The sequence below is a fragment of the Priestia abyssalis genome (assembly GCF_002019595.1).
Lineage (GTDB): Bacteria > Bacillota > Bacilli > Bacillales > Bacillaceae_H > Bacillus_BA > Bacillus_BA abyssalis.
Window position 1 is genome coordinate 3,901,119 of the sequence record NZ_KV917369.1, and the last position, 13,178, is coordinate 3,914,296.

12 protein-coding genes are annotated in these 13,178 nt (G+C 40.8%); 2 read left to right on the forward strand and 10 right to left on the reverse strand.

Annotated elements, in window-relative coordinates; translation table 11 throughout:
- Positions 1-316 precede the first annotated feature (316 nt).
- Both BK575_RS18635 and BK575_RS18640 read left to right on the forward strand, forming a co-directional pair.
- Positions 317-1,720, forward strand: coding sequence for a glycoside-pentoside-hexuronide (GPH):cation symporter (locus BK575_RS18635; RefSeq protein WP_078412538.1), 1,404 nt, complete (start codon positions 317-319; stop codon positions 1,718-1,720).
- Between the two features lie 93 nt (positions 1,721-1,813).
- Positions 1,814-2,095, forward strand: a complete 282-nt coding sequence (locus BK575_RS18640; RefSeq protein WP_078412540.1) for a hypothetical protein — start codon at positions 1,814-1,816, stop codon at positions 2,093-2,095.
- A gap of 75 nt (positions 2,096-2,170) precedes the next feature.
- Here BK575_RS18640 and BK575_RS18645 read toward each other — a convergent pair whose 3' ends face one another.
- The 10 genes from BK575_RS18645 to larB all read right to left on the reverse strand — a co-directional run bounded on the left by BK575_RS18645 (position 2,171) and on the right by larB (position 13,112).
- Positions 2,171-3,745 (reverse strand): ABC transporter substrate-binding protein, encoded by a 1,575-nt coding sequence (locus BK575_RS18645; RefSeq protein WP_078412542.1) that lies wholly within the window; start codon positions 3,743-3,745, stop codon positions 2,171-2,173.
- Positions 3,726-5,351: a nickel ABC transporter ATP-binding protein NikE gene (nikE, locus tag BK575_RS18650; RefSeq protein ID WP_078412544.1), complete on the reverse strand. Its 1,626-nt coding sequence runs from the start codon at positions 5,349-5,351 to the stop codon at positions 3,726-3,728. The genes BK575_RS18645 and nikE overlap by 20 nt, the downstream gene beginning before the upstream one ends.
- Positions 5,333-6,181: an ABC transporter permease gene (locus BK575_RS18655; RefSeq protein ID WP_078412546.1), complete on the reverse strand. Its 849-nt coding sequence runs from the start codon at positions 6,179-6,181 to the stop codon at positions 5,333-5,335. Before BK575_RS18655 ends, nikE begins: the two co-directional genes overlap by 19 nt.
- On the reverse strand, positions 6,178-7,146 hold the full coding sequence (locus BK575_RS18660; protein ID WP_078412548.1) for an ABC transporter permease: 969 nt from the start codon (positions 7,144-7,146) through the stop codon (positions 6,178-6,180). Before BK575_RS18660 ends, BK575_RS18655 begins: the two co-directional genes overlap by 4 nt.
- Positions 7,147-7,289: 143 nt before the next feature.
- A complete protein-coding gene (locus BK575_RS18665) occupies positions 7,290-7,568 on the reverse strand; it encodes a hypothetical protein (protein ID WP_078412550.1) in 279 nt (92 codons plus the stop codon).
- A 190-nt stretch (positions 7,569-7,758) separates the two neighbouring features.
- The gene (tkt, locus tag BK575_RS18670; protein WP_078412552.1) at positions 7,759-9,780 is read right to left on the reverse strand and encodes a transketolase; all 2,022 of its coding nucleotides are present in this window, start codon (positions 9,778-9,780) and stop codon (positions 7,759-7,761) included.
- A 16-nt stretch (positions 9,781-9,796) separates the two neighbouring features.
- Positions 9,797-10,699 (reverse strand): 6-phosphofructokinase, encoded by a 903-nt coding sequence (locus BK575_RS18675; protein WP_078412554.1) that lies wholly within the window; start codon positions 10,697-10,699, stop codon positions 9,797-9,799.
- Between the two features lie 160 nt (positions 10,700-10,859).
- The gene (gene larC2, locus BK575_RS29425) at positions 10,860-11,336 is read right to left on the reverse strand and encodes a nickel pincer cofactor biosynthesis protein LarC2 (RefSeq protein WP_078412556.1); all 477 of its coding nucleotides are present in this window, start codon (positions 11,334-11,336) and stop codon (positions 10,860-10,862) included.
- Positions 11,337-11,448: 112 nt separating this feature from the next.
- On the reverse strand, positions 11,449-12,360 hold the full coding sequence (larC, locus tag BK575_RS29430; protein WP_078412558.1) for a nickel pincer cofactor biosynthesis protein LarC: 912 nt from the start codon (positions 12,358-12,360) through the stop codon (positions 11,449-11,451).
- Positions 12,357-13,112 carry a nickel pincer cofactor biosynthesis protein LarB gene (larB, locus tag BK575_RS18690; protein WP_139368070.1) on the reverse strand — a complete coding sequence of 252 codons (756 nt, stop codon included), beginning with the start codon at positions 13,110-13,112 and terminating at the stop codon, positions 12,357-12,359. Before larB ends, larC begins: the two co-directional genes overlap by 4 nt.
- Positions 13,113-13,178: the final 66 nt, after the last annotated feature.

A 13,178-nucleotide genomic window follows, 5' to 3' on the forward strand; every position in this document is an offset into this window, starting at 1 on the left:
ACTGAAAAAAACTCTTCAAGGAATGGCGGAGTTTTCTTAACTCTCTTCTTTTTATAAACCCTACCCATAATCTTTTTTAGAGAAAGGCCTTCAAAATTTTGAAGGTCTTTTTAGATTTTTAATTGACGAAATGTGACGGTCGGTGTTATTCTACATTTACATATAATTAGTTTAGTGAACAAACAAATAAAGTTGTTTCTAATCTGATTACTGCTTGTTTCAATTTTATAGGCTTCACCTCTTTTGCATATTTTTGAAAAGGGTTACACATGACAATACTAACAAGGTTTAATGGTAAAGAAAGTGAGGAATTTTTATGGGAGTACCGGCATTAGAAAATGCAGCCACACCAGTCAATGGTTCTAAAAAACTAAGTCTAAAAGAGAAAATGTCATACGGTTTGGGTGATGTTGGAAACGGTCTCATGTTTGATATGGGACAATTGTATCTTCTTAAATTTTACACAGATATTTTAGGAATCTCAGCTTATTGGGCAGGTTTAGTGTTTTTAATCTCCAAGATCTTTGATGCATTTGCTGATGCAAGTGTCGGGGCCTTTGTCGACTCACGAACGAACATTTCAAAGCGTGGAAAGTTCCGGCCGTTCATTTTATGGGGGACCATTCCATTGGCAATTATGACGGTCATATCGTTTTTGGCTCCAGATATTTCGGACACCGGCAAAATTGTGTATGCGTTTGCAACTTATATGGCCTTTGGACTGGCCTACTCATTCGTTAACATTCCTTATGGCTCTCTATCTGCTGCGATGACACAAGATCCGGTGGACCGTGCGTCTCTTGGATCATTTAGAGCGATTGGCAGCCAAACAGCTCTTCTCATTTCCGGGGTAGCCGTTATCCCAATCGTTTTACAATTTGACAACCAAGAAGTCGGATATATCGTTGCCATCTCCGTTATGTCGATACTCGGTATGGTTTTCCACTATATTTGCTATCGTAATACTACTGAAAATATTATTAGAGAGCCGAAAAAAGAAAAGGTTCCGCTTTCACAACTCTTTAAATCATTGTTATCAAACCGACCGCTTATTGTACTCTGTTTAGCCGCACTGTTCATGATTGCTGCAACCAATCTTCGTACTGCGGTTCAGTTGTACTACTTGGAGTATAACTTAAATAATGCAAGCCTAATGGCCTTACTTACATTCTTAAGTATTGGACTGGCAATCCTTGGTTCATATTTTATTCCTGTGTTTGTAAAAAGAATCGGGAAAAAGAATACATTTATGCTTGGACTCGTCATTGGAATCATGGCAGATATCATCAACTTTATCATGCCGACAAGTGTAACATCATTCTTGATCATCTATTCGATTGGCAGCTTTGCACTGGCATTTGCCCTTGGCCTTCCGTGGGTCATGATTGCCGATGCAGTTGACTATCATGAATGGAAATCAGGTGAACGGACTGAAGGAGTCGTCTATTCTTCATACAGTTTCTTCCGAAAACTGGCACAGGCGCTCGCTGGTTTCATTCCAGGTATTGCACTTGGCCTGATAGGATATATTCCAAATGTACAGCAATCTGCCGAAACTTTACTGGGCCTCAAAGGATTAATGTTCCTTGCACCTGCTATTCTTAACATTATCGGATTGGTAGTCTTATTTTTCTTCTACAATTTGACTGACGACTTATACAGCAAAATTGTCGCTGAATTAAAAGAAAGAACTAAAAAACAAAATCAAAATCTTGCTTGATAAATCGATTCTCAACATGATCCAAAAGCAAAAGTCACAATCTTTGAGAATAGAGCCTAACAAAAACCATTTAAATATAAAGGGAGAGAAAACATGGTGAATAGGGAAAAAGAATATGCAATTTTAGTTGAAAAAGCCATCTTGAATGCCCCTATTTGGTTAAAAGAAGATATTGAAAAAATTAGGAAGAAAGCAAATGGTAACATTCGCATAAGTTATGTTATTAAAGAACTCTATAACAAATATACGTTTAATGCTACTCATATTTTTGCAGCTATCAATCAAAATACAGAGTGGACGGCTATTTCTCGTGAAAGACTGAATATCATTGATAACAATATCGACTTGATACAGTTAATTTTAAAAAGAAGCTGACAACAACAGTAGAAAAAGACGACGGAATCCATTGCGATTCAGTCGTCTTTTTCTGCACCTAAGCGGCTGCCAGCCTTATTTTTTATCCCACTCTTCAATATTCCATAAAACTCCAAATCCATGGTGGCCTAATGTCCGGTTGCCAATGCCGGTCACTTTGCTATTGACGCCATATAAAGTATCCAAATATACAAGAAAGTTGAAGGCTGGGTCTACGGCTAATTCCTGCTGAAATTCCTCATAAAGCACTTTTCGTTTTGCTTGATCATCTGTCGTGCGTGCTTGCATCAACAGCTCATCTATTTCCGGGTTACGATATGCACCGAGATTATAAAGTCCATCCCCAATTTGGCTGCTGTGGAAAACACGATAAGTGTGATCATCTGGATCAAATTCGCTGCCCCATCCAATTAAAAAAGCATCTTCTTGATCGAATTTAATGGCATTCCAATCCTTTGGCTTAGGAACAGCCAAAATGCCAAGTGGTTTCAGTTGTTCAGCTACAACATTTGCAAGCGCCACTCGCAAAGGGTCCGTAATAGGTGAAACAAGCTCAAACTCAAAACGAATGCCGTCTTTTACAAGTACACCATCTTTACCTTTCTTCCACCCTGCTTCCCCTAACAAAGCTTTGGCTTTTTCCGGCTCATACGCATACCACTCTTTTTGCGGGGCATTCGCCCATGCTTTTTGCAATGGACCGTACGCAGCTGTTCCTTTATCGAACAGTACACCTTTTACGATGGCGTCACGATCAATCGCAAAGTTCATGGCTTGACGAACTCTCGCATCTTCAAATAAAGAATTGTTAAAATTGTACATGACCGCACGATAATCAGCTGTCGGGATTGTATACATCTTAAATTGGTCGTCTTCTTTTATGGTTGCCATTTGATTAGGCTCCATGAGAGCAAGGTCAATTTCGCCTGTTTTTAATTGTAATACACGTGTATTGGCATCCGGTACAGGCTTAAAGACGACTTCATCAAGCTTTGGTTTCGGTCCATAATACTTATCGTTTCGTACAAGCGTAATCGTATGATCATTGGTCCATTCTTTCAGCTTAAACGGCCCATTGCTGACTGGATGCTGATTAAGATCTGTTTCATTTATATCTTGATTTTGTAAAAGATGTTTTGGCATAATACCAATCTTTAATTTACCAAGCAATGGCGGAAAATGGTGATGCAGTGTAATTTGCACTTCGTTTTCTTTCATAACCTCAACTGATTTAATTTCGGTGAAATCTCCGGCAATCGACGAGTTTGTATGTGAATCTCTAATTTTGTCTAAGGTAAATTTGACATCCTCGGCCGTGACAGGTTTTCCATCTTCCCACTGTGCATTATCCCTTAGCTTGAACGTATACGTGAGCTGGTCAGATGAAATCGTCCACTCTGTCGCAAGATCTGGAGCGATTTCGTTTGTTTCTGTCGGCTTTGTGAGTCCGCGATATAGGAGACTATCAATTTCTTGACTTTCATCTAATATCGGATTCACTCGCTCCACTTCTTTCTCTGTTCCATAGACAAGCTGCTTTGTTGTCACAGAAGATGTTGGTTCTGTCTTGTCTTGACTGCATCCAGACATGATCAATATACTTGCGATGATTGTTAGGATGAATATTGCTTTAGCTTTGTTGATACGCATATTCCCTCTCCTCTTTCTTGTTTTGTTTTTGTAATCGATCTCTCGGATGGAGAGCAAGCATCGACGAGAATAAACGTTTTGTATAGAGATTTTCCGAAGCAGACAGCTCATGCGCTCTTGCTTCTTCGACCTTTTCTCCTTTTTCCAATACGAGAATGCGGTGACATAGTGCCATTGCTGCGCGAATATCGTGAGAAATGAATAAAATGGCGGTTTGTTCTGTTTCATTTATTTGTTGCAAAAGGGAGAGCATTCTTGCTTGCGAACTCATATCTAAACTGGCAAACGGTTCATCTAAAATAAGAAGTTCCGGTTTCAGCAAAAGAGCCCTTGCAAGTGCTGCCCGTTGTCTCATTCCTCCAGAAAGTTCATGCGGGTAGTGAGACAAGACGGTTTCAGGCAGACCGACTTTTCGTAATACTTCTTTGACTAGCTGTGGTTTGTTTTCGTTTTTATCTTTCCAATAATCCAAACCTTCTCCGATAATTTCCCCCACATTCCAGCGAGGATCGAATGACGCAAGCGGATCTTGATGTACCCATTGGACACCTCTTCGAAATGGGGCTGTACCATGCCAGATGACTTTCCCATGCTCACATGCCTCTAATTGCAGCAACAAACGGGAAAGTGTGCTTTTTCCACTGCCGCTTTCACCAATCAATCCCACAATTTCTCCTTTTTGAATGTGAAAACTCACATCATTCACTGCGTGTATCGATTGTTTACGAAACCATTTATTTTTGACATACGCTTTACTGATATGTTCGACAGTTACAATCGGCTCGCTGTGAGGTGAATGCATCTGTTCCTTCATATTGGTCAGCTCTTGATAATGGTGCAGCAATTGCTTCGTGTGCTCATGAACAGGCTGGTCAAATAGTTTCGTCACAGATGCAGACTCGACAATGGCTCCATCTTTCATGACCATAACAGAATCGGCTATTTCTGCCACTACCCCAAGATCGTGCGTAATAAAGAGAACACTCCCGCCTGTCTGTACGCTCCAATCTTTGATTAATTGGAGGACGTCAGCCTGAATCCGCAAATCTAATGCCGTTGTAGGTTCATCAGCAATTAACAGTAGCGGTTCAAGCACCAACGCTAACGCAAGCTGAACACGCTGTCTCATTCCACCTGAAATTTCATATGGGTATGCTTCATACACACGCTCCGGATTTGGCAGTTGCATACGATCCAGTAAACGAATGGCTCGCTCTTTTGCTTCACGCTTTGAAACTTTGGTATGTGCGGAAAACAATTCGCTAAAATGCTGTCCAATCGTTTTTAATGCATCGAAGGTTCCGTATGTATCTTGAAAAACAAACCCAACCTGCGTTCCACGATAATAACGCTTTTGCCTTTTGCTCATAGAGAGCACGTTCTCATGTAAAAATTGAATATTGCCGGATGATATAGCGAGGCCTTGTGGCAGTAAATCTAACATTGCTTTTGCGGTCATACTTTTTCCCGAACCGCTTTCACCAATAATCGCTACAATTTCTCCTCTTGGTACACTAAATGAAACATCCGCTAAAAGCGGCTTTTCCCCTTTGTCTGTCTGAAGAAGCACGGAAAGGTTTTTAACCGTTAATACATCTTGCTCCATCCTCTCCCTCCTTTCTTTAACTGCGGCAGGGCAAATCGGTCTTGCAGTACGTCACCAAGAAACGTGATAGCCAATGCGGTACATGTAATCAACAGACCTGGAAACACAGCAATCCACCATGCGCCAGATAATAGATAATTTTGCGCTCCAATTAACATATTTCCCCATGATGGCTCATGAGGTGGAATACCAATCCCCAAAAAGCTCAATGTTGCTTCTGATAAAATAGCATGACTCACGCCGCTAACAGACATGACTATTAATGTCGGCAAACATTGCGGCAATAAATGCCGGCGTAAAAGTTGAAACGAGGAAGCCCCGACAACAGAAGCAGCTTGGACAAAAACCTCTCCTTTTAACGAAAGAATTTCTGTACGAATTAAGCGGGCAATCGGCATCCAGCTTGTCATGCCGATAATAAGAACAACTGTTATCCAACTTGCTGGAAATAATACTTGAATTCCAATCATGAGCAATAAGCTCGGAATGCTGATCAATGCATCAAGTATTCTCATCATGACACGATCAATCATACCGCCTGCAAATCCACTAACGGCTCCATAGCTAACACCGATTACAATGGCAATGATCATGGCGGCGGTTCCAACAGCCAGCGATACACGTCCACCGTATAGCAAACGTGTTAGTACATCGCGCCCAAGTTCATCTGTTCCAAATAAATGAACACTATTTGGCGGCTGCAGAATCGTTGTTAACTCTACTGCCTGGGGATCATATGGTGTAAGAACCGGTGCTGACACAGTCCCAACAAGCAATAAAAAAAGATAACATACGATGCCATTCATCCACCAATTGCGTTTTCTTCTCATCTGCTTTCCCCCTCTAACAGATGTCTCCTCATTCTTGGATCAACCCATGCGCAGATAAGGTCAATCACTAAGCTCCCGATAATGACAACACTCATACTTAGCATGATTGCGGCCATCAAAACAGGATAATCGTGGGCCAGTGCTGATTTTAACGAAAGCCTCCCAAGACCCGGCCACGAAAACAATGTCTCAATGACGACAGACCCTGCGAGTGTAAGAGAAAGGGACATTCCCATATAGGAGAGAAATGGAAGTGAAGCATTCGGAAATATATGCTTCCAAAGAATCGTTCTTTCTGAAATACCACGTGCTTGCAATGCCCAAATGAATTCTTTTTCTTTTATAACAGCAATATGATTGCGCAGTATACGGATGTAATAGCCAGCATGGGACAACGCGAGAACGAGCGAGGGCATAATGAGATGTTTCAACCAATCACCCGTGCCTTCTTTACCGATACCTGATGTTGGCAATATTCCTAGATGGACAGAGAAGAACAACATAAGCATGAGTGCAAACCAGAAAGACGGAAGTGACATTAATACAAAACTAACAATGGTCACAGCGTGATCAAAAAATGAGTAGCGTCGAAGGCCGGAAACCATTCCAAAGAAAAGAGAGAATACAAGAATAATGATGGAAGAAGATAGCACGAGCACAACTGTTGGCTGAACAGCATGAGCAATCACGATTTTTACTTCTTCACCCGTCATATATGACCGTCCCCATTCTCCTTGCAGCACATTTAGGAGCCACTTTACATACTGGGTATAGAGAGGTTCATTCAAACCAAGATTTTGAGCAATACGAATTTGATCTGCTCGTCCCATTTTTTGAAACTGATCTCCATACATGGCGGTTGCAGGGTCGCCTGGTACCATCCGAATAAAAGCAAAACAAAGAATGCTCCCGATAAAAAGAGCGATCATTGCCTCGCCTAGCCTCGAAATAATTACCTTAACCATATACCCTTCCTTTCTCTTCTAAGGTGATGATAAAGATTTTTAAAGTAGTCACCCGATTTTGTTCATATATAACACCAAGCTGCATGAGGAATGAATGGATAAGTCAGATGTTAGAATTCGTAATCTTATGTGTCAAAACATAATTAATCATCTAAAAATCTCTTTTTCCATATTGCTTTGGATTTGCTTTTTGACTGAATGGAAGTGCTAAATCTTTGTTTAAGCACTTGTAAACTTGAACTATACAGCTGGTTTCCTTTTAAATTATAATTTGTTTCTCTTGTACTGTCTGTATAAATGGTGTCAAAATATACCGTCATTTTAAATAATAAATCCCCTTCTTTTTTAATCAACGCTTTATACGTACCTATATAATTCCCTGACTGATCATACTCCTTAATGTTCCCTTCCCAAACGACCATCCAAATCACCCCTGATATGAACTAGAAACTTGGATCTAAAAATGAAGGCTATCTTGTTTTTAAAATGAACGAACCGTCAAGCAATCCTTCATTTTAATGGATTTTCCATGACGGTTCATTTTCATTATCTTTCGGATAGTATTCTGTTTTTAGCTAAGAAGTTGCTGCTCCCTTATCGGGAATTTCAACATCAATTAGTAGCGTAATAAACTTTTTTAAATTTCTTCACCACATTTTGAACAGTAAAACCATATTCCTCAAGCAGTTTGCCGGCTGGCGCAGATGCTCCGAATTGATTGACTGCGATTACTTTTCCAGCATCCCCAATGTACTCTCTCCAGCCGAGTGAAGAGCCCATTTCAATCGCAAGACGGGCTTTTACATTTTGAGATAAGATGCTTTCTTTATATTCGACTGATTGTTTTTCGAAACGATCCCAGCTTGGCATGCTGACAACCGAAACAAACATTCCTTCTGTTTCAAGTTCTTTTTGAGCAGCGATTGCTAAGGATACTTCCGACCCGGATGCAAGCAGTAAACCGCTGACCTCTCCTTTTGCTTTTGACACAATATAAGCACCCTTTTTAACACCTTCATAAACGGCTTGCTTCTCTACATTCAATGTAGGTAAGTCTTGACGAGTCAAAACAAGCGCTGTAGGTGTATCCGTACTTTCAAGAGCCAATCGCCAGGCGGCAACTGTTTCATTTGCATCAGCAGGACGGATTACAGATAAGCCGGGCATTACGCGTAAAGATGCTAATTGTTCGACTGGTTCATGTGTAGGCCCATCTTCTCCTACCGCAATGCTGTCATGTGTAAAAACATACGTAACAGGCAGCTTCATTAGCGCAGCCAAACGAATAGCAGGACGCAAATAGTCAGAGAAAACGAAGAACGTAGCCCCGAATACTTTTACTCCTCCATGAAGAGCCATTCCGTTAATGGCTGCTCCCATTGCAAATTCCCGTACCCCAAACCAAATATTACGAGATTCATAACCGTCTAAACCGTAATTTTTTTCAAATGTAAGAAGCGTCTTATTAGATCCCGCTAAATCCGCGGAACCCCCAATTAATTGTGGAATCACTTTCGCAGCCGCATTAAGGGTTTTTCCTGATGAAGCTCGTGTTGCTAACGATTCGCCTTCTTGAAAGGCTGGTAAAGCTTCTTCCCAGCTTTCAGGAAGTTCTCCTGCCAAAGCAGCTTCAAATTGCTTGGCCAATTCTGGATACATACTCTTGTAAGCTGCAAACAGCTCATTCCAAGCTTGCTCTTTTTGTTGCCCTAATGCTGAATATTGTTTAAAATGTTCCTCTGCTTCTTCCGGTACATAAAATGATTCTTCATACTGCCAACCGTACGCTGCTTTCGTCAATTTAGTTTCTTCATGTCCAAGCGGTGCCCCATGTGAATCAGACTTACCGGACTTATTAGGAGAACCATAGCCGATGACTGTTTTCACTTCAATTAGTGTAGGACGATTCAAGTCTGCTTTTGCTTCTTGTAATGCTTTTTGAATGGCATCTGTATCGTTTCCATCTTCAACGCGAATCACTTGCCAGCCATAAGCTTTAAATCGGTCTTCTACACTTTCTGAAAACGATAAATGCAAGTCTCCATCCAATGAAATATCATTTGAATCGTACAACACAATCAAACGTCCAAGCTTAAGGTGACCTGCGAGTGATGCTGCTTCAGCAGAAACACCTTCCATTAAATCTCCATCGCCGCAAATACTATAGGTATAGTGATCGACAATGTTATACTTTTCTTTATTGTATGTTGCTGCCAAATGTCTTTCTGCCATTGCCATTCCCACAGCCATCGCAATCCCTTGTCCTAATGGACCTGTCGTCGCTTCCACTCCAGGTGTGTGACCAAATTCAGGATGGCCAGGTGTCCTGCTTCCCCACTGGCGGAAATTTTTTAAATCTTCCATCGTAACATCATAGCCGAATAAGTGCAGCAAGCTATATAACAGCATGGAGCCATGACCCGCGGATAAAACAAAGCGGTCTCGATTAAACCATCCAGGATTGCTTGGATTATGATTCATTTCCTTTGCCCAGAGAGTATAAGCCATTGGAGCAGTCCCCATTGGCATTCCCGGATGGCCGGAGTTCGCTTTTTCAATTCCATCAATGGACAATGTTCGAATAGTATTAATTGCTAGTTGATCCAATTGCGTTTCATTTAGTAATGTCTTCATTTATGACGCTCCTCAATTAATTGGTTAATATATTGCTAAGTTTTGTTTGATTTTGAAAGACTGCCTTATTATTTTGAAGCAATAGCTTACCAGCATCTTTATTAAACTCAACCCAGCTAATCACTTCCTTAGCTATTTTCTTCGCTAAAATTCTATCAACGGCTGTTGGTTTCATCCCCATGCACTGTGCTTCATCAATTTTCGTTGTTTGCCAGGTAAAATCCATGAAAAAAGGACGTAATTTTTCTTCAATCATTTGTGAATCAAATCGTTCATCGAAAATGAAAAACGAGTATGTTTGCCCTGATGCTACTTTTTCTTTCAGCAACTGCGAGAAATAATCGGCAGTTTCAACATCCCAATAATTCGGGATTACATCTCCTCTTACCGCCAGTGCAACATCTTCCATTAGAGCATTTCGATGCTTGCCAGGTAATTGAATGCCAAAGAGCCGAAGTTGATCGTATTTTAATGACTGAATCGTATCTTCAATCTTAAAAACGGCCTCTATAACAGCATTGAGTGCTGAATCATATCCAAGAGATGTTTGTGAGTCATGAATATCGTTATAAATGGAGACTGGAATAAACAAAAATTTCGTCCCTGTTTCGTCTGTCGTTATTTTTTGAAAATGGTGATAAGCGCTGTTTCCGCCCATTACCACCACTGCATCAAAATTCGAAAATATACGAGCAGCTAATGGTTCCTTTGCGAAAGAACAACGTAATAAAACTCGTCCATACTCTCTCCAGCCAACTAAATCTTCCTCGCCAAATCGTTTTACCTCTACCTTCTCTTTATTCGAGGTAAGTTCAATGCCGTAAACTTCATGATGATGGATTAATGGACTAAGAATATCGTATGTTAAATGATTCACAATTGAATGTCCCGTTTCTATGTTCATAATACCTATTCTCATCTGAGCCTTCCTCCTATTACACTAAGAATGCTATTGTCCTTGTTAACAGGTAGTAAGATCCCCCTTTCAAAACATAGTATAGTTCGGAGAAGTTTTGAAAGAAAGAATCCTCGGCTGGATCTATCAGCAGGGAAGGAATATCCCTTGCTAGTGGAAAAGTTTAATTCTCGCCATTCAATTCCTTCCACACCTGTTCATACACCTTTTTCAAAGGGACTTCATGGCATCGAGCGATGTTTTTACAATCTTCAAATTCTGGTGCCCTTTGCACGACTTGCCCATGATAAATCCCTTCCTTTACCGTCACCGTGCCCCATTCAGTTGATACCTTTCTAAATCTTCTTTCCAATCGATGGACCGTTAACGGATAATACCGTACACCCAGTGTCGTTGTTTCTTTAAACAATATTTCTTTCATCTTGTCCAGATCTTTACGGGGACAAAGGAGCTGAAGTAAAATTCCCGGTCTGTTTTTTTTCATATAAATAGGAGTATAAAATACATCATTTGCTCCCGATTCGAAAAGTAAATCCATTACGTACCCAAGCCATTCTCCTGATACATCATCAAGGTTCACTTCCATTTTGACCATCTGATCATCCATATGTTCATGATTAGGAGGAAAATGAGAAACCACCTTGCACACTCCTCTCATTGTTTATCTTCATTAGATGAGTAACCAGGGCTAAGAAGAGCGATCTCCAATGAGCCGGGAGATGAATCGCCTTCTGCTTCCATATCCACGATACTTATTCTCCAATAATGACACGAAGCACATTCGGATGGTTTTTGAAGCTTTTTGTTCCAGCACCATAACCTATTGACTTTATTTTCATAGAAGGAATTGTGCAAAATTCTTCTGCCAATACTGACACAATAGCGGCTCCGGTTGGGGTTGCCAGTTCAGCCTTAATATCACTTTGTTGAATAGGTACTCCTTTTAAAATTTCAAGCGTGGCAGGTGCGGGCACCGGATAGATACCATGATCAATATGAATTCTCCCTGTGCCCACGGCAACTGGCGAGGACTTCATGACATTTATTTCTAGTTGATGAATTAAAATGGCAGCTCCGACAATATCAATAATAGAATCAACTGCTCCAACTTCATGAAAATGAACTTTTTCTAACGGAATACCGTGAATATGCCCTTCTGCCTCTCCAATTCTTTTAAAAATTTTCAATGCCGTACCCTTCACTTGATCTGAAAAACCTGCTGCTTCAATCATCTTTACAATATCTTGATAAGTCCGATGATGATGGTCATGGTGATGACTATGCTCATGATGGTGATCATGCTCACGATGATGGCTGTGCTCATGATGGTGGTCATGCTCATGATGATGGCTGTGCTCATGATGGTGGTCATGCTCATGGTGATGGCTGTGCTCATGATGGTGGTCATGCTCATGATGATGGCTGTGCTCATGATGGTGGTCATGCTCATGATGATGGCTGTTTTTTGTTAACAACACATCAAACTTTGTACTCGTGATGCCGTTTTTCACAACTTTTTTCCATTTCAATTCATATTCTTCATCGATATGAAGCTTTTTCAATTCGTTTTCTAATACAGTTGGATCTGCCCCTGCATCAAGAAGGGCTCCAATGACCATATCACCGCTAATACCCGAAAAACAATCAAAGTAAAGTGTTTTCATTTTCCCCAGCCCCCTTGTGCTAAATGATGGATTAATACAGCGTTGTATGCAGCTCCAAATCCATTATCAATATTTACAACGCTGATACCGGAAGCACATGAGTTTAACATCGTAAGCAACGCTGATAAACCGTTAAAACTTGCCCCATACCCAATGCTCGTCGGAACAGCAATAATCGGATTGGAAACAAGTCCGCCAACCACACTCGGAAGAGCCCCTTCCATTCCAGCTACAACAACAGAGACAGTGGCACCTTGAATTTCTTCGATATTATCTAGTAAGCGATGAATTCCGGCCACACCCACATCATAAATACGCCGAACCTCGCAGCCTAGTGTTTCCGCTGTAACCGCTGCTTCTTCCGCCACTCGTAAATCAGATGTTCCTGCGCAAACAACTGCAATATATCCTTGAAAGCGATTTTTAACCTTGGTGTCATCCTTCCAACATAATATTTGCGCTGTTTTATGATACGTAAATTCAGGACATTCTCTTAGGACATTTTCTGCCTTTTCTGCTGAAATACGTGTGACAAGCACCTGATTGTTCTTCACTCTTAGTGCTTTAATAATGGAAATGATTTGTTCTGCCGTTTTCCCTTCACCATATACGATCTCCGGAAAACCTTGACGTTTCTTTCGGTGATGATCGACTTTAGCAAACCCCAAATTCTCATACGTAGCCAATTGTTTTTTTGCTTCTGCCACGCTTAAAGTGCCTTTTTGGACTTGCTCTAAAATCTCTTCCATCATCTGTCTCCCTCACCTTACTAAATAATTTTCCGATTTATCAATACCGCTATCTCATTATTGTTTGTT

Bases quoted from the DNA above. Each gene is read 5' to 3' on its own strand.
- BK575_RS18635 (WP_078412538.1), top strand. From the start codon at position 317: ATGGGAGTACCGGCATTAGAAAATGCAGCCACACCAGTCAATGGTTCT.
- BK575_RS18640 (WP_078412540.1), top strand. From the start codon at position 1,814: ATGGTGAATAGGGAAAAAGAATATGCAATTTTAGTTGAAAAAGCCATC.
- BK575_RS18645 (WP_078412542.1), bottom strand. From the start codon at position 3,745: ATGCGTATCAACAAAGCTAAAGCAATATTCATCCTAACAATCATCGCA.
- nikE (WP_078412544.1), bottom strand. From the start codon at position 5,351: ATGGAGCAAGATGTATTAACGGTTAAAAACCTTTCCGTGCTTCTTCAG.
- BK575_RS18655 (WP_078412546.1), bottom strand. From the start codon at position 6,181: ATGAGAAGAAAACGCAATTGGTGGATGAATGGCATCGTATGTTATCTT.
- BK575_RS18660 (WP_078412548.1), bottom strand. From the start codon at position 7,146: ATGGTTAAGGTAATTATTTCGAGGCTAGGCGAGGCAATGATCGCTCTT.
- BK575_RS18665 (WP_078412550.1), bottom strand. From the start codon at position 7,568: ATGGTCGTTTGGGAAGGGAACATTAAGGAGTATGATCAGTCAGGGAAT.
- tkt (WP_078412552.1), bottom strand. From the start codon at position 9,780: ATGAAGACATTACTAAATGAAACGCAATTGGATCAACTAGCAATTAAT.
- BK575_RS18675 (WP_078412554.1), bottom strand. From the start codon at position 10,699: ATGAGAATAGGTATTATGAACATAGAAACGGGACATTCAATTGTGAAT.
- larC (WP_078412558.1), bottom strand. From the start codon at position 12,360: ATGAAAACACTTTACTTTGATTGTTTTTCGGGTATTAGCGGTGATATG.
- larB (WP_139368070.1), bottom strand. From the start codon at position 13,112: ATGATGGAAGAGATTTTAGAGCAAGTCCAAAAAGGCACTTTAAGCGTG.